Below are 15,471 nucleotides of genomic sequence, written 5' to 3'. Positions count from 1 at the left end.
GGACACCGTGGCCTACCGCCCCTTCACGGGCCGGGCTGGCGGACTCGAGGCGTCGGCGTCAGCCCCGCAGGAGGGGGTAGTCGTCCAGGCGGGGAACGTGGCGGGCGCTGGTGAGGAAGAACCTCTGTGCCAGGCCCTTGAGCGCGGGGGTCGCCGAGAGCCGGTGCGTCGCCTGCACCACTCTGACGCCGAGCGCGGAGGAAGGGTGCAGGAGGCGAGCTCCGCCGGGAGGGAGGCCCTGGGCGCTGTCGGCGTAGCGCCGCAGCAGGGACTCGTAGCGGGCGAACGCCCGGGCCGGGTGATCACCACCCGCGGCGCAGGTCCGGGCGAGTTCCCCCGCGAGCACGTGGGCGGCGACGAGGGAGAGGGTGGTCCCCATCCCCGTCGGGCCCGAACCCCACGCGGCGTCACCCAGCAGGGCGACCCTGCCCTTGCTCCAGGTCGAGACGACCACCTGTTCCATGCGTTGGGTGTAGAACTCCTCGGGCCGTGCGGTGAAACCCTCCAGGATCCGCCGGGTCTGCCAACCGGCCCCCCGGAACCGTTCGCGCAGGACCGCCAACTGCGACTCCAGCGGAAGTCCCTCGAACCCCGCGGGTTCGGACTCGAAGGACATGCTGGCCCGCATCGTGCCCACGTCGTCCGGTCGGATCGAGGCCACCCGCCCACCGGTCGCCGTGTACCAGTCCCACCAGTCGACGTCAGCGGGAACGCGGTCCAGGGTTCCGTAGGTGATGCTCACACCGAAGTCGCGGTACTCGGTCTCCTGGGCGAAGAGCAGTCTGCGCGTGCGCGAACTGCGGCCCTCGGCGACCAGCAGCAGGTCGAAACGTTCCCGGGAGCCACTGTCGAACTCGACGTCGACCCCGTCCTCGTCCTGGCGCACCGCCGTGACGAAGTCGCCGTAGCGCAGGTCGACGTCCCGCGCCACGAGGTCGACGAGGATCTCGGCGAACCTGCCGCGGAGGATCTCCAGTTCCGCCGTCGGTCCGTCACGGCCCTCCTCGCGCGGGAGGACCGCGTAGGGACGTCCGGTGTCGTCGACGTAACGCGTTCCCCGCTCCCCCGTGAGGTTCGCCTTCACGGTGGCTTCGAGGCCCATCCGCCGGACGACGTCGCGGCCCAGGCCGCGGACGTCGATGTTCTGACCCGTCTCGCGCTGTTGGGCAGACCGCTCCAGCAGGGTCACCTCGAATCCGGCCTGGCGCAGGCCCCAGGCGAGGGCGGGGCCGGCGATGCTGGCTCCGGTGATGAGGACCCGGGGCGTACGGGGACGTTTCGCGGTGTTCGTCATCGGTGGTTCCTCCGGGTGGTTCGGTGCGTGTGCGGGTGGTGGAGAACTCAGCCTGGATCCACCACCGAATGACCGATGAGCTCGTGGTGACCTGCCGAAGGCAGGTCACCACGAGCAGGGCATCAGATAGCTGCCGACCGGGTGTTGGCTCTTCCACGGCGATTCCTGGTCGTGCCCTCTCGGGCGGTGGGCGTCGGGCAGTGCTCAGATCCGGCGGGTCACGACCGGCTGATGCCGGTCGATTTCAACGATGGCGGCCAACACGTTCTCCAAGCCGGACTGCCAGGGCCAGCCGGACGGGGCGTGCAACCGCAGCCGACGAGCCGAGAACGCGACCCGCGCAGGCAAGCTGATCAGCTTGCCCCGGATCGTCCCAGCACGTTCGCGACGGTGGGTCGTCCCCGCCAACGCGGCAATGGCTCGGGTCAGGTTGTGCGTGATCGCGGCCAACACCAACCAGGCAGCGTTGGCCTGGAACTTCCCCGACGGCAGATGCGCCAACGGACCGTCCTTGGCCTCGGCGATCACCGACTCGATCACCGCGTGCGCGCGGTGATCTTTCTCCGCGACCAGCATCGGCAGCGGGGAGTCGGTGAACACCGCGTGATAGCGATAGGTCTCGAACAACTCACCCTGCCCCCGACCGAGAGCGGCGGGGTTCAACCGTTTGACGCGGCGGACGATCAACCGCGCCCTCACGTGCTCAGCCTTCCTGCGGCCGGTGAACGCGGTGTAGGTCGTCTCGGCGACCTCGGCATCAGAAACCCAGCGCCGGTCGTCTTCATCCCAGACCGCGTCGGTGTACTTGATCGGCGTCCAGGCATCGTCGGCGATGCCCGCGATCGCCCGCCGGACAGCGGGATTGCTGCGAGCGGTGAGGGAGAAGCGGGCCCGGCCGCGGCGGGCGGCGGCGATCACGGCGTGGTTGTAGTAGGCCGAATCGGCCCGCACGATCACCAACCCGCCACCGGTAGCCGCACCAGCACCAGCACCAGCACCGGTGCCGGTGCCGGTGCCGGTGCGTTTGAGGGTCGCTAGGGCATCGCCCAGTAGTTTCGGCGCACCCTTAGCGCTGGCGACCGATCCCTTTCGCAAGCGGGTTCCCACGATCACCGGCGTGCTGGCCGGGGTGGTCGCGGTCACCAGCATCGCGTTCAGGCCTTTGACTTTCGAGTAGCCGTATCCGGCGCCCTGCTTGGCGTAGCCGTAGGTCTGGCGGATGGTGTCGTCGACATCGACGTAGAGGATCTGGTCGGCATCGGCCAGTAGCGGTGACCCAACCGCGGCGGTCGTGGTCTGCAGGCCGGTCAGGAACCGGGCCGCGACGGCGTCGAGTTGGCGGACGTGGCCGTGAGTGAAGGTCCGCAGGAACGTCCCCAAGGTCGAGGGGGCGCGGACGTCGTCGAACAGTTTCGTGTTCGCGCCGTGTCGCAGGACGTCCATGTCGTCGATGCTGTCGGCGCCGACTAACATCCCGGCGACCAGGCCGGTGGCCTTGGCCGCAGCGTTAGCCGACCCGGGCCCGGCGAGGGTGAGGTGCTGGCCGAGCAGGTCGTGCAGGCCCGCGGTCTGGGCCAGTTGCAGGGCCGGGGCCAGGCCGGCGTGGGCGATGAGGTTTGGGTCGTCGAAGGTGATCGAGGACGCCGCCGCGGTGGTGGGGAGGGCGTGCGAGACTTGCATTTGGCGGGTGTCTTCCTTGCTGCTGCGTTGGAACCGTAGAGAAGTCCCATCGTTGCAGGTCAGAAGCCACCCGCCGCCTCACGTACTGGCCCCCGCAGCATCACGGGACGGTGGATCCAGGCTCAGACGACGGGAAGAGCCACGGTGACGGCGGCGTCAGCAGCCTGGCTGCGGGCGGCGGTGATCATCACCGCGGCGATCTCGTGGAGGCGACGGCGAGACCGAGGACGCGCCGGACCGTCAGGCGGCATTAGCGCTCACCTGAAGTACCTCCATATTGGAGGTACTTGTTCTTGGAGTCAAGCGCTAGCCTGGGTCACCACCACGTCAGCAGCGAGAGGGATGTGATGAGCCAGCCACGCAGTGGATCCCGGTCGGTCCGATCCGTCCCCGACGCGCCGGTAGGCGTCCGGAACCAGATGCCGTTGGCGGACCAGGTCGTCGACGCCCTGCAGGTGTACACGGCCGACAACGCCGACGTGGTCCACCACCTGGCCCGCTGGCTGGGGGTCAGCACGGCTGACGCCGAGGCGTTCGGGCAGGTGGTCTACCACCAGGACCGCGGAACACCCCTCTCACCGACCGTCCTGGGCCGCCGCATCGGTCTGAGCACCGGCGCGACGACCGCGCTGCTCAACCGCCTCGAGACCGCGGGTCTGGTGGTCCGTTCCCGCGAGCACCGGGATCGGCGGGTCGTGACCCTGCGCGTGCCGCCGGACGTGAAGGACCAGGCCGTGGGGTTCTTCGCCCCCCTGGGCGAGCGGGTCGAGGCGATGATGCGACAGCACCCACCGGAACTCCTGCGACAACTCGTGACCGTTCTCGACGAACTCCACCTCGCGGTCTCGGAGGTCGTCGAGGGTTTCGAGACGTCGGAACTCACCGGGAGACACGCTCCCCGTCCTGCCGCACGTCGGTGACGACGGACTCACCGGCGCACGGGCCTACCCCGACGCGGCGCGCTGCGGGTGCTGCGGGTACGACCTGCCGATCGTCAGGCAGCTCCAGCGGGCCACACCTGCAGGAGCCAGGTCTCGGGCGAACCACCGGGGTTGGGCGGTGTGCTCCATCCGTCCACCGAGACGCGGATCCGCACGCGCTCGGCCGGCAACTCGATGTGCTCCAACTGCTCATCGACCTCGAGGAGCTCGCACCACGCCCTGGCCACCCGGCTGGGGTAGTTCCCCTCCAGCTCAGCCGACTTCTCCCATCCTCGTGGGGGTTCGGGAGCGGAGCGGTGCACCTCCACCGTCACCCCGACGGGACCGGCGTAGTGCCCCGAGATCAGGTAGACGCCTTCACCGCCCGTCCTCCCGGCGAAGTCGGACGGGTAGTCGTCGTAGCCCCAGCCCTCGGGCTCAGCGTCTTGGAGCACCCAGAGACCGCCGAGGGAGATCTGCACCACGCCCCGGTACGTCCGGAAGCGTCCGGGGGGTGACTCCACCGCTACCGCCACCAGTCGTCGTGGCCCGAGACCGGGAGCCGGCGCTTGTGCTCGGTGGCCCGGTACCGGGCCTCGATGGCCTCGGCGACCTCCTCGCTCACGGTGCCGCCCTCGAGGTAGGTGTCGATGTCGGCGTAGCGCAGACCGAGGTTCGCCTCGTCGGTCTGGCCGGGCTGGTCGTCGAGCAGATCGGCGGTCGGCGCCTTCTCGGACAACCGGACCGGCGCCCCGAGGTGCTCCAGGAGCGCCCGGCCCTGCCGCTTGCTCAACCCGGCGAGGGGGACGACGTCCGCACCGCCGTCGCCGTACTTGGTGAAGAACCCGGTCACCGCCTCGGCCGCGTGGTCGGTGCCGACGACGAGGAGGTTCTGCTCACCGGCGACGGCGTACTGCGCCACCATCCGCAGCCGCGCCTTGACGTTGCCCTTGACGAAGTCGCTCAACGGTTCCCCCGTGGCGGACTGCACGTCGCGGACGACACCGTCGACGCCGTGCTCGATGTTGATCGTGATCCCCTCGTCGGCAGCGATGAAGCGCAGGGCGAGCTGGGCGTCCTCCTCGTCCGCCTGGCTGCGGTACGGCATCCGCACCGTGACGAACCGGGCGGAGGCGCCCCCGGCCCGCACCGCCTCCACCGCGAGCTGGCACAGGCGCCCGGCCAGGGTCGAGTCCTGCCCCCCGCTGACGGCGAGCACGTAGCCGGCGGCCCCGGTCGCCAGGAGGTAGTCGTGCAGGAACGCCACGCGCCGCGCGATCTCCGCGGCGGGGTCGACGGAGGGGACGACGCCGAGTTCCTCGGCGATGGTTCGCTGGTGTGGACGCACGGCAGGAGTATCCCGCGCGGGTCCTCCGCCGTCAGGACACGGTCACCTCGCCCGGACGCAGGAGGCGGAACCGCCGTCGCGGTCCGGGGACGCCACCGCCGGGTCGTGCGACCCGGCCTCTCCTCCGACGACCATCAGCACCGCCGCGCTCGCGCAGCCGACGGCGGTGACGACGAGCACCACCTGGAACGGCAGGACCCCCACCAGCAGGGCCCCCACCGCGATCGAGGCCGTGGTCGGCACCGAGCTCACCATCTCGTAGCCCGTCGCCACCCGACCCATGACCGCGTTCGGGGTGCGGCGCTGCAGCGTCGTGGCCGCCCCCACCGCCAGCACCGGCAACCCCGCACCGACCAGGAGGAAGCCGGTGAGCACCACCGGCAAGGACGCGACCGCCCCGGCGCCCGCCCCGACCGCGACCAGCGCCATGCCCACGGCGACCAGCCGTGCCTCGTCGACCCTGGAGACGAGGAGGCTGACGGCCACCCCGCCGGCGATGGCCCCACCCCCCTGGACGCTGACCAGGACCCCGACGAACTCCGCGGGGCGGTGCAGACCGTCGTCGACGAGGGCGTAGACCGTCGCCTCGACCAGTCCGACGGAGCCGGAGAACACGAGCGTGGAGCGGGCCACGCGGCGCAGCGCCGTGGTCCGCCACAGGTGGACCAGACCGGCGAGGACCTCGCCACGTCCCGCGGTGGAGTCCCTCCGCTGCTCGCGGTGGCGCAGGCGCAGCAGCACGACCGCGGCCAGCACGAAGGCGGTGGCGTCCAGGGTCGCGACCCAGCGTCCGCCGGCAGCCGCGAAGAGGCCCGCGCCGACGAGGGGGCCCAGCAGGCGCAGTCCTTGCCGGACCGTGCTCAGGGCCCCGTTGGCCGGCCCGAGCAGTTCGGCGGGCAGCATCGACTGGACCAGGCCGGAGGTGGCGGCGTTCGTGACGATGCTCGCGATGCCGTACCAGGCCGCGACGGCGAACAGCAGCCACAGCTGCCGCCGGTCGTGGACCAGCCACAGCGAGGAGACCACGACGACGCCGACCAGGTTCACCCCCAGCAGCACGCTGCGACGGGGCAGCCGGTCGACCACCACCCCGGCGAGCGGCGCCAGGACTCCGGGGGCCGCCATCGCGAAGACCGTCAGGCCGGCGACGGCGCTGCTGCCGGTCAGGGTCTTGGCCCAGATGCCCAGGACCAGCAGCAGCGTCCAGTCCCCGAACATCGACAGGGTCTGCGCGGCGAGCAGCAACCGGAACTCGCGGTGCCGCGCGAGTTCACGCACCGGGCGTCGTCCCGGGACGGGGAAGCAGGTAGGTCAGGACGTCGACGAGTCGGGAGTCCTCGGGCACCACGCCGTCGAAAGTCCTGCGCTGCAACGGAACGATCAACGCAGTGATGGCCGCGGTCAGGTCGGCCAGCTCCTGCCGGGTCAGCCGCAACGTCCAGTCCGACGCGTCGGCGGCCTCGCGCCACGGGTCGGAGGTCCGTCGACCGGCCCAGCCGCGGATCCGGTCGAGGTTGCGCGCGTCCAGCACCGCACCGAGGGATTCGGCGGCGGCGCGTTCCGCGGGTGAGGTGCCCTCCACGATGTGGTTGCCGATGGGGGCCCACCGCCAGGGGCGGTTCCTGCCTTCTCCCCCGTCGGCTTCGACGACGAAACCGAACCGGGCCAGTTGGCGCAGGTGGTAGGAGCACGAGGCGGCGGAGTCGCCGAGCCGTTCGGCGCACTGGCTGGCGGTGAGGGGGCCGTCGGAGACGAGGAGGTCCAGCAGTTGCATGCGGCGTGGGTGAGCCAGGGCCTTGAGGTGTTCGGGGCGTCGCAGTTGCCGCAGCGGCAGGCCGCGTTCGTCGTCGATCTCGGGGTGGTCGTCGCGCGTCGGCACCATCAAAAGCTATCTTTCGAAAGATCCCTTTTCAAGAGGGTCGCGGTTCCGGTGCCGAGGGTCCCCCGAGCGGCGCATCGAGCCCCGCCACGTTCGTCCCGATGACTCCTGCATGTTCTCCTCCGTCCCTCCCGGCAGCCGCGTCGTCGGCTTCTCGCGCGAGGGCGGGTGGTGCCAGGCGCCCCTCTGCCGGCACGCCCTGCCGACCGGCGCCGCCCTGGTGGCGACGCCCACGGGCACCGTCCTGCACCTCGGTCCGGCCTGCGTGCGACGGGTGCTCGGCGTCCAGCTGACCCTCGACGACCTGCAGGCCATCGAGGCCCGCCGGCACGCGAGCTTCGTGATGGGGTTGGCCTTCGTGCACGCGGCCTTCGTCTCCGAGGACCACGCGCTGTGCGCCCGCATCGCCGCCACGCTGGACCTGCTCGCCCCCGCCACCATCGCCGAGCTCGTCGTGCTGGAGGCGGCCCGGGCGCGGCTGCAGAGCGTTCCCGCGCCGGTGCAGGTCCAGGTCGGCGACGGGGTCGAGGTCGCCTAGGGTCTGGCCGTGCCCCTGCCGATGAGCCACCCGCACCAGCGCTACAGCATCAGCGGCTACCAGGAGGACCCCGACGCCCCCGAGGACGCCCTCGAGGTCGCCTGGTCGTGCGACCTGCTGCGGTTCGGCCAGAGCTTCGGGCTGGTGAGCAACGACGGCGCCGGCGGGGCGAACCGCTACAGCTTCACCGACACCGCGCACGGCGAGGAGTTCTGCGCCGCGGCCGGGGAACTGCACCCGGCCGCCGCGCACCCGGAGGACCGGCTCGTCGCGGAACTCGTCACGATCCGGCAGATGAACTCCCTCGACCAGGTCGCCTACTGCCTCGACGACGACCGGTTCGAGGAACTCGGCGAGCACCGCGTCGCTGAGACCGGCCGGACCTTCGAGGAGGTCCGGACGTGGCTCGCCACCGAGTTCGCCGGGCGGGCGCCGCGCATCTGGGACCGGAACGCCTCGGCGATGGTCCCGGTCGCGCCCGCCCGGTGAACTGCTGCGGGGCTCAGGCCGCGGCGACCGTGGTGGCGGCGACGAGCCCACCCAGGACGACGGTGAGCTTCTCCACGACCTCGGCGTCGTCCTTGGGGTGGACGTCGGCGAAGCGGACGACCGAACCCGGGATCGCCATGGTGATCTCGGTGAGGACGTCGGCGCCGGCGATGCCGAACGCCTTGCGCGCGTCGTCCTGCGCCCACACACCGCCGAACTGACCGAACGCGGAACCGATGGCGACGAGCGGCTTGCCGGTCAGGGGGCTGGCGCCGTAGGGGCGCGACGCCCAGTCGATCGCGTTCTTCAGCACGGAGGGCACGGTGCCGTTGTGCTCGGGGGTGACGACCAGGACGGCGTCGGTGGCGGCGATCGCGGCGCGGAAGTCGGTGACGGTCTGCGGCACGCTGCCCTCGACGTCGATGTCCTCGTTGTAGAAGGGCAGGTCACCCAGGCCCTCGAAGATCGTCAGCTCGACACCCTCGGGCGCCAGCTGCACGGCGGTCTCGGCGATCTGACGGTTCGTGGAGGCGGCGCGCAGGCTGCCGACCAGCACCAGGACGTTGGTCATCGGGGATCTCCTCGCAAAGCGGGTGGGGAAGGGCGGACACGCCCGTTCCTGATGCGGACTGTAGTCCGTTTTTCCTGCCCTCTTCAAGCATCCGGACGGGAAGGGCCTACGCTTCACCCGTGCGCCGCACAGTCAGCCTCCTGGGCTCCCCGCCGCCGCCGGAACGCGCCGACGCCTCCCGCAACCGGGAACTGCTGCTGTGCACCGCACGTCGCCTCGTCCGGGACGTCGGCGTCGCCGGCCTCAGCATGGACGCGCTCGCCGCCGAGGCCGGCCTCGGCAAGGGCACCGTGTTCCGCCGCTTCGGGTCCCGCGCCGGGCTCTTCGCCGCCCTGCTGGACGAGTACGAACGCGACTTCCAGGCCGCCTGCCTCAGCGGTCCACCCCCGCTGGGCCCCGGCGCGGAACCGGTCGCGCGACTGGTGGCTTTCGGCCACGAGCGCCTGCGGTTCCTGGCCGACCGCGGCTACCTGCTCCGCGAGGCCGACGCCCACCTGACCCGCGGGGCGAACGCCCCGGCCGCCTTCGCCCGACTGCACGTCCGGGTCCTGCTGCAGGCCGCCGGTGTCGGCGGTGACGTGGAGGTGCTGGCCTTCAACCTGCTCGCGGCGCTGGAGGCACCGCTGGACTTCCACGTCGAGCGGCAGCTCGGCGCCGTTCCACCGCTGTCCCCGCAGCGGCTCGCCGCCGGGTGGAGCGACCTCGTGGCCCGGGTCGTGGGACCGGCCCGCGCGTGAGTCCCCTCAGACCGTGCGCTGGTACAGCACGTGGTCCTGCCAGGAACCGTTGATCCGCAGGTAGCGCCGGGCCACCCCGATCCGTTCGAACCCGTTGCGCTGCAGCACGGCCTGCGAGGCGGAGTTCGACAGCAGCGTTCCCGCCTGCAACCGGTGCAGCCCCAGCCCCGCGGGCGCCTCGGCGAAGGCCGTGCGCAGCAGTTCGGCGACGGCCGCCGTGGCCACCCCGCGACCGTTGACCGCCTGCGCCACGAAGTAGCCGACGTCACCGGACTGGAGGGGGCCGCGGACGATGCCCGAGACGGTGAGGCGGCCCACGACCGCCCCCTCGTGCTCGATCACGCAGGGCACCACCCGACCGGCGGCGTGCTCCGCCAGCAACCGGGCCAGGACCTCGCGCTGACCCTGGGCGGTGAAGTACTCCGGTGCCCGCTCGGGTTCGAACGGGGCGAGGAAGTCCCAGTTCTCCCGCACCAGCGCGGCCAGGGTCGCGGCGTCCTCGAGCGTGACGAGGCGCAACCGGGTCCTCACGACAGGACGAACCAGACGGTCTTGCCGCTCGAGGCGTGCTCCACGCCCCACCGGTCGGAGAGGATGTCGACCAGCGCCACCCCACGACCTCCCTCGGCCTCCGGGGCCACGTCGCGACGCACCGGGGGGTGCGGGTTCCCGTCGGAGACCGCCACCTGCAGACCTGCGCCGTCGCCGCCGCCGCAGGAGACGCGGACCCGCACCGGCGGGCCACCGTGGCGCACCGCGTTCGTCACGAGTTCGGAGACGAGGAGCTGGGCCTCGTCGAGCACCCGCGCGTGGTGGCGCCCGCAGTAGGCCTCACTGAGGAACGTGCGGGCCCGACGCGCGGAGTGCTCGTCGTCGGGCAACGTGATCTCCGCAGCCGGGGTCGCCTCGCACACCCCGCCATCCAACCAGGTCAGGACGTGAGCAGCTGCACCAGTTCGGCCGCGGTGCGCGTCACCCCGGACCGCAGCGCGTCGACCTCGGCGTCGCGCACGTGCCCGGCGCTCAACTGCTCGGCCGGACGGGAGGCCCGGGCCGGGTCCAGGATGCGTTCGGAGAGTTCGAGTCCCAGCCGCACCGACGTCGCCAGCGGGGTCGCCCAGCCGGGGCGATCCACCTGCGCCATCGCCTCGGAGAGCTCGTCCGGGAACGCCCAGGCCGCGAGCGCCTCGGCCGACACCCGGGTGTGGGTGGCGCCGTAGCGGCGGTTCTCGGCCTCCAGCAGGTCGTCGCGGTCCGCGGCACCGGCCACCAGCACCGGGTACTCCTCGGGGTCGCAGCGCACCAGCAGCGCCTGTCCGAGGCGGGCCAGCAGTCCGACGGAGAACGCGTCCGGGGCCTTCGCCCGCAGCCTCGGGGCGAACTCCGCGGCCGCCACGGCGGTGAGGACGCTGCGGTCCCAGAACCCCTCGAGGGCCGGGGGGACGTCGTCGAGGCCGGCCATGGCGGAGACCGCCAGGCTGCGCACGGTGGAGAAGCCGACGACGGTGACCGCGAACGCGGGGGCGGACACCGTGCCGGAGAGGCCGAAGTAGGCGGAGTTCGCCAGGCGCAGGACCTTCGCCACCAGCGCCGGGTCGTAGCTGAGCGTCCGCCCCAGCGACTTCGCGTCCGAGCGGTGGTCGTCGGCCTCGGCGATGATCTTGGCCGCGACGGGACGGTGCGAGGGCAGGTCGTCGAGGGCGGCGGAGATCCGGCCCAGGACCTCCACGGCACCGGGGACGAGGGTGGAGACCACCTCGGGGGCGTGCGTCTCGTTCACGCCGTCACCTCCCGCGGTGCGGGCACGTGCGCCGGGGGCGGTGCGAGGGGGTGCGGGTGCAGCAGGCCACCGGCGCGCAGGACCTCGACGAGGGCCTCGCGGGTCAGCGGCCGCGAGTAGAGGAAACCCTGGACGGCCTCGCAGCCGAGGTCGCGGATGACCGCGTCCTGTTCCAGGGTCTCCACCCCCTCGGCCACGATCCCCAGGCCGAGGGTTCGCGCCAGCGAGACGACGGCGGCGGCGACGGCGCGGGCCGGTCCCCCGGCGACACCCTCGCCGACGCTGTGCAGGTCGCGGACGAAGGACCGGTCGACCTTGAGGTGGTCGACGGGCAGGTCCTTGAGGTAGGCCAGCGAGGAGTACCCGGTGCCGAAGTCGTCGATGGCGACGCGGGCTCCGTCGCGGCGCAGTTCCTCCAGCACCGTGCGGCAGGCGCGCAGGTCGCTGGCGAGCGAGGTCTCGGTGACCTCGAGGCAGATGTCGCGCAGGTGCAGGCCGGCCGCGGCGATCGTCTGCCGGACCCCGGCGGAGAAGCCCTCGGCCGCGAGGCTGACCGCCGACACGTTCACCGCGACGTAGGCCGGGGTGTGCGGCAGGTCGCCCGCGACGTGCGCGGCCCGCCACGAGGCGAGGTCGCGGCAGGCGAGCGCCAGGACGTGGGCGTCGAGCAGCGGGACGAGGTTCGCGCGTTCGGCGAGTTCGACGAACACGTCCGGCCGGATCGGTCCGAGTTCGGGGTGGGTCCAGCGGCAGAGGGCCTCGAGGCTGAGCAGTTCGGCGGGCGAGCCGGGGCGCACGATGGGCTGGTAGTGGACGTCGACGGTGCCGCGCGACAACGCCTCCCGCAGGTCGGCGACGAGGCGCAGGGCGCGTCGGGCGCGCTGGCGCACCTCGTCGTCGAGCAGGGTCCAGCGCCCTCCGCCGGCGGCCTTGGCCTCGTGGACGGCGATCCCGGCGTCGCGGACGACCTCCTCGGCGCTGCAGGTGAGGCCTTCGAGCAGGACGACGCCGATGCTGGCGACGAGCCGCAACCGCAACCCGTTGACCTCGACCGGGGCGAGGACGGCGTCGAGGACGCGACGTGCGGTGGCCTGCACGGCGTCGAGGTCGGTGAGGTCGGCGCAGACGAGCACGAACTCGTCGCCGCCGGGCCGGGCGACCATGTCGCCACCGCGGACGGTCCGGGCGAGTCGGCGCGCGATCTCCACGAGGACGGCGTCGCCGGCCTCCGGGCCGAGTCCGTCGTTGACCGTCTTGAAGTCGTCGAGGTCGACCATGAGGACACCCACGCCGCTCCCCGCCTGCGGGGCCCCGGCCTGCGGGGTCAGCAGGTCGGTGAGCCGCTCCAGCAGGGCGAGACGGTTCGGCAGTCCCGTCAGCAGGTCGTGCTGGGCCTGGTAGGCCAGCCGGTGCTCGCGGGCCAGGCGGTCCGTGACGTCCTCGACGGTGCCGATGAACCCGGCGCCGTAGCCGGGGGTGCGACTGGGGGCCAGTCGCACCGCGACCCAGCGGACCTGCCCGGCGGCGTTGCGCAGCCGGGTGTCGAGGGTGACGCGTTCGCCGGCGAGGACGCGGGCGACGGCCTCGACGACACCACTGCGTTCGTCGTCGACGACGTGGGTGAGCCACGCGGTCCCGCAGAGTTCCTCGGCGGGCAGGCCGATGAGTTCGGCGAAGGCGTCGTTGACGCGGGAGAGGCGGGCCCCGACGTCGGAGACGATGGTCGGCACCGGGGAACTCTGCGCCAGGGTGGCGAAGCGCTCCTCCGCGGCGCGCAGCGCGGCCTGGGCCCGCTCGTCCTCGGGCAGCACGACGGCCAGCACCCAGAACCACTCGCGTCCCTCGCGTTCCGGGACGGGCCAGGCGACGACCTCGACGTGCCGGGACTCCCCGCCGGAGGTGAGGGCGTCGACGGTGCAGCGGATGCGGCGGTCCCGCGAGAGGTGTTCCCCCTCGGGGGACTCCTCGCGACGGCGGAGCAGCCGGGTGACGGCCCGGTCCACGAGGTGGTCCGAGGCCACCCCGAACAGGTCGGCGGCGGCGGTGTTCGCCCAGCGGACGCGGGCGATCTCCAGAGGGGCGGGGGCCTGGGGGCGGGAGACGACCAGGACGGGTTGGTCTGCGGCTGCCGCGAAGTGCAGCAGTGCGGCATCGACACCGGTGGTGGAGTCGTCGCTCCCCCCGGCGTGCTGGCTGCGCCACGCGTCGTTCAGCACTGGTTCCGTCCACGGTGGTTCCCGGCGGCACCTTCCGTGGGCCGCATCAGGGTGTTCATCGGCACGGAGCGCCACGAGTTGATCGTTCGGGGTGGTGGATGCGTTCACCTGCGCGGCACCTGGGTGCGATCGGATGCGGAGCGTGAACACCTCCCCCGGCCCTTCCCGCCGTTCGATGCTGGCCTCCGGACTCGCGGTCCCCGCCGTCGCGGCCCTGCCCGCGGTCACCGGAGCGGGCAGCGCGGCCGCCGCACCCGTCACGTCCGGCGCGACCCCGCGGGGGTCCGCGGGGCGCTTCGACCCCGACTCCCCCCGCTTCTGCCTCGCCGTCCTGCCCGACACGCAGTACCTCTTCGACGCCGACAGCACCGAGCCCACCCCGCTGCGGGCCACCCTGGAGTGGCTGCGGCAGAACCGGGCCGAGGAGAACATCGCCTTCGTCGCGCAGCTGGGCGACGTGACCGAGCACGGCACCGAGGCCGAGCTCGCCGCGGCCGCGGTGGTCTGGGACGGGATGTCCGGCAGCGACCTGCCGTTCTCGGTGCTGGCGGGCAACCACGACGTCTCGGGTGACGACCAGCGCGGTCCCACCCCGTACCTGGACCACTTCGGCCCGTGGCGCTTCCGCGGGACGCCGACGTTCCGCGGCGCCTCCCCCGACGGGTACCACAGCTACCACGTCTTCACCGCGGGCGGGCGGGAGTGGCTGCTGCTGGCGATGGACTGGCGCGCCTCCGAGAAGGGTCTCGCCTGGGCCGCCGGCGTCCTCGACGCGAACCCGACCCTGCCCACGATCCTCACCACCCACGAGTTCGTCGCCGCCGACGAGCACGGGGTCGCTGCCCTCTCCGAGTACGGGAACACCCTGTGGCAGAGCGTGGTCCGGGGCCGGGACCAGGTGTTCCTCACCCTGAACGGGCACTTCTGGCCGGTGGGGCGGACCGTCCTGGTCAACGACGCCGGGCACGAGGTGCAGGCGCACCTGACGAACTACCAGGACCAGTACTACGGCGGCGCCGCGATGATCCGCCTCTACCACGTCGACCTGGCCCGGGGGATCGTCGACGTCGAGACGTTCTCACCGTGGCTGGAGTCGATCCCGCAGGACGAGCGGAACCTGCTCGCGGCGGAGAACCTCGAGAAGTCCACCGACCTCGACCGGTTCAGCTTCCCCCTGGTCGCCGAGGAACGGTTCGCGGGTTTCGCCCCACCGGCACTGCCGGCGCAACGCCCCGACCACGACGTCATCACGAAGGACACCGCCGCCTACTGGCGCTTCGACGAGGTCCGCGGGGTCGAGGGTTCCGTCGTGGGTCCGGGGACGAGGGTGCGCGACCGCACGGGCAACGGCAACGACGTCACCGCGCGCCTGGTCGGGGCGGCCGGGGCCGGGGCCCTGACCTGGTCCGGTGACCACCACGACGACGCACCCGCGCACGCCAGCCTGCGCTTCGACGGGCACCAGGGTCCCGACGGCGGGGCGGTCCTCGAGACCGGTCCCGACGCCCCGGTGAACTCCGAGCAGTTCCTCGACGGTTTCACCATCGAGGTGTTCCTCAAACTGCCCGACCCGTTCGTGGGCGACCACGCCTGGATGGGGGTCCTGAGCTGGGAGGGCAACAACGGCGACGCGGGCAAGACCAGCGGGTACACCACCGAGGAACCCAGCTGCAGCCTGAACGTGACGTCGGAGTGGTTCCTGCAGTTCGTCCTCTACCCCTCCCTCGACGACGTGAACCCGACGTCGTGGACGCACGCCCTGACCCCCGGCCGCTGGACCCACGTCGCGATCGTCAACGACGGGGAGCACACCGTCGTCTTCGTCGACGGCTCCAAGGTCGTGCGCAACCCGGCGCAGCGGGCCCGGGGGATCGCGACCCTCGGCAAGCCCTTCGCCATCGGTGCGACGCAGTCGAACGAGGAGTTCGGGCAGGGGTTCTACGGCTGGATCGGCGACGTGCGGATCTCCTCGCGCGGTCTCGACGTGACGGAGTTCCTCACCGCGCGGTAGTCTCGCGC

Annotated in this window: 16 protein-coding genes; 5 read left to right on the top strand and 11 right to left on the bottom strand. The window is 72.3% G+C overall.

Annotated features, from left to right (window positions below):
- Positions 1–58: 58 nt before the first annotated feature.
- Both SJY07_RS23170 and SJY07_RS23165 read right to left on the bottom strand, forming a co-directional pair.
- Entirely contained in the window at positions 59–1,294 is a 1,236-nt protein-coding gene (locus tag SJY07_RS23170; protein WP_380161704.1) for an FAD-dependent monooxygenase, read from the bottom strand.
- Between the two features lie 204 nt (positions 1,295–1,498).
- Complete coding sequence (locus SJY07_RS23165) at positions 1,499–2,974, bottom strand: IS1380 family transposase (RefSeq protein WP_380161703.1); 1,476 nt, start codon at positions 2,972–2,974, stop codon at positions 1,499–1,501.
- 419 nt (positions 2,975–3,393) lie between these two features.
- Here SJY07_RS23165 and SJY07_RS23160 point away from each other — a divergent pair, with 419 nt between their 5' ends.
- Positions 3,394–3,894 carry a MarR family winged helix-turn-helix transcriptional regulator gene (locus SJY07_RS23160; protein ID WP_380161702.1) on the top strand — a complete coding sequence of 167 codons (501 nt, stop codon included), beginning with the start codon at positions 3,394–3,396 and terminating at the stop codon, positions 3,892–3,894.
- Between the two features lie 74 nt (positions 3,895–3,968).
- Here the strand turns inward: SJY07_RS23160 and SJY07_RS23155 are convergent, their stop codons facing one another.
- From SJY07_RS23155 to SJY07_RS23140, 4 genes are read right to left on the bottom strand one after another with little or no spacing between them, the layout of a single operon-like run.
- Positions 3,969–4,379 carry a hypothetical protein gene (locus SJY07_RS23155; protein WP_328291878.1) on the bottom strand — a complete coding sequence of 137 codons (411 nt, stop codon included), beginning with the start codon at positions 4,377–4,379 and terminating at the stop codon, positions 3,969–3,971.
- Between the two features lie 41 nt (positions 4,380–4,420).
- Complete coding sequence (nadE, locus tag SJY07_RS23150; protein ID WP_380161701.1) at positions 4,421–5,242, bottom strand: ammonia-dependent NAD(+) synthetase; 822 nt, start codon at positions 5,240–5,242, stop codon at positions 4,421–4,423.
- Positions 5,243–5,284: 42 nt separating this feature from the next.
- Positions 5,285–6,520: an MFS transporter gene (locus SJY07_RS23145; protein ID WP_380161700.1), complete on the bottom strand. Its 1,236-nt coding sequence runs from the start codon at positions 6,518–6,520 to the stop codon at positions 5,285–5,287.
- Entirely contained in the window at positions 6,513–7,121 is a 609-nt protein-coding gene (locus SJY07_RS23140) for a winged helix-turn-helix domain-containing protein (RefSeq protein WP_380161699.1), read from the bottom strand. Before SJY07_RS23140 ends, SJY07_RS23145 begins: the two co-directional genes overlap by 8 nt.
- 112 nt (positions 7,122–7,233) lie before the next feature.
- Here SJY07_RS23140 and SJY07_RS23135 point away from each other — a divergent pair, with 112 nt between their 5' ends.
- Positions 7,234–7,659: a hypothetical protein gene (locus tag SJY07_RS23135; RefSeq protein WP_380161698.1), complete on the top strand. Its 426-nt coding sequence runs from the start codon at positions 7,234–7,236 to the stop codon at positions 7,657–7,659.
- Positions 7,660–7,668: 9 nt separating this feature from the next.
- The gene (locus SJY07_RS23130; protein ID WP_328291883.1) at positions 7,669–8,148 is read left to right on the top strand and encodes a hypothetical protein; all 480 of its coding nucleotides are present in this window, start codon (positions 7,669–7,671) and stop codon (positions 8,146–8,148) included.
- A gap of 13 nt (positions 8,149–8,161) precedes the next feature.
- Here the strand turns inward: SJY07_RS23130 and SJY07_RS23125 are convergent, their stop codons facing one another.
- A complete protein-coding gene (locus SJY07_RS23125; protein ID WP_328291884.1) occupies positions 8,162–8,719 on the bottom strand; it encodes an NAD(P)H-dependent oxidoreductase in 558 nt (185 codons plus the stop codon).
- 119 nt (positions 8,720–8,838) lie between these two features.
- On the opposite strand from SJY07_RS23125, the gene SJY07_RS23120 reads away from it, so the two are divergent.
- Positions 8,839–9,456 carry a TetR/AcrR family transcriptional regulator gene (locus SJY07_RS23120; protein ID WP_328291885.1) on the top strand — a complete coding sequence of 206 codons (618 nt, stop codon included), beginning with the start codon at positions 8,839–8,841 and terminating at the stop codon, positions 9,454–9,456.
- A 6-nt stretch (positions 9,457–9,462) separates the two neighbouring features.
- On the opposite strand, the gene SJY07_RS23115 is transcribed toward SJY07_RS23120, so the two are convergent.
- From SJY07_RS23115 to SJY07_RS23100, 4 genes are read right to left on the bottom strand one after another with little or no spacing between them, the layout of a single operon-like run.
- The gene (locus tag SJY07_RS23115) at positions 9,463–9,987 is read right to left on the bottom strand and encodes a GNAT family N-acetyltransferase (RefSeq protein ID WP_380161697.1); all 525 of its coding nucleotides are present in this window, start codon (positions 9,985–9,987) and stop codon (positions 9,463–9,465) included.
- Complete coding sequence (locus SJY07_RS23110) at positions 9,984–10,370, bottom strand: ATP-binding protein (RefSeq protein ID WP_328291887.1); 387 nt, start codon at positions 10,368–10,370, stop codon at positions 9,984–9,986. The genes SJY07_RS23115 and SJY07_RS23110 overlap by 4 nt, the downstream gene beginning before the upstream one ends.
- Before the next feature lie 17 nt (positions 10,371–10,387).
- A complete protein-coding gene (locus SJY07_RS23105) occupies positions 10,388–11,236 on the bottom strand; it encodes an HDOD domain-containing protein (RefSeq protein WP_380161696.1) in 849 nt (282 codons plus the stop codon).
- Positions 11,233–13,452, bottom strand: coding sequence for a putative bifunctional diguanylate cyclase/phosphodiesterase (locus tag SJY07_RS23100; RefSeq protein ID WP_380161695.1), 2,220 nt, complete (start codon positions 13,450–13,452; stop codon positions 11,233–11,235). Before SJY07_RS23100 ends, SJY07_RS23105 begins: the two co-directional genes overlap by 4 nt.
- A gap of 133 nt (positions 13,453–13,585) precedes the next feature.
- Here SJY07_RS23100 and SJY07_RS23095 point away from each other — a divergent pair, with 133 nt between their 5' ends.
- Positions 13,586–15,463 (top strand): LamG-like jellyroll fold domain-containing protein, encoded by a 1,878-nt coding sequence (locus SJY07_RS23095; RefSeq protein WP_380161694.1) that lies wholly within the window; start codon positions 13,586–13,588, stop codon positions 15,461–15,463.
- Positions 15,464–15,471 lie beyond the last annotated feature (8 nt).

The organism is Kineococcus sp. R86509 (genome assembly GCF_042466365.1).
Lineage (GTDB): Bacteria > Actinomycetota > Actinomycetes > Actinomycetales > Kineococcaceae > Kineococcus.
Note: the sequence above shows the minus strand (reverse complement) of the source record. Positions and strands in the feature narration are given on the sequence as shown.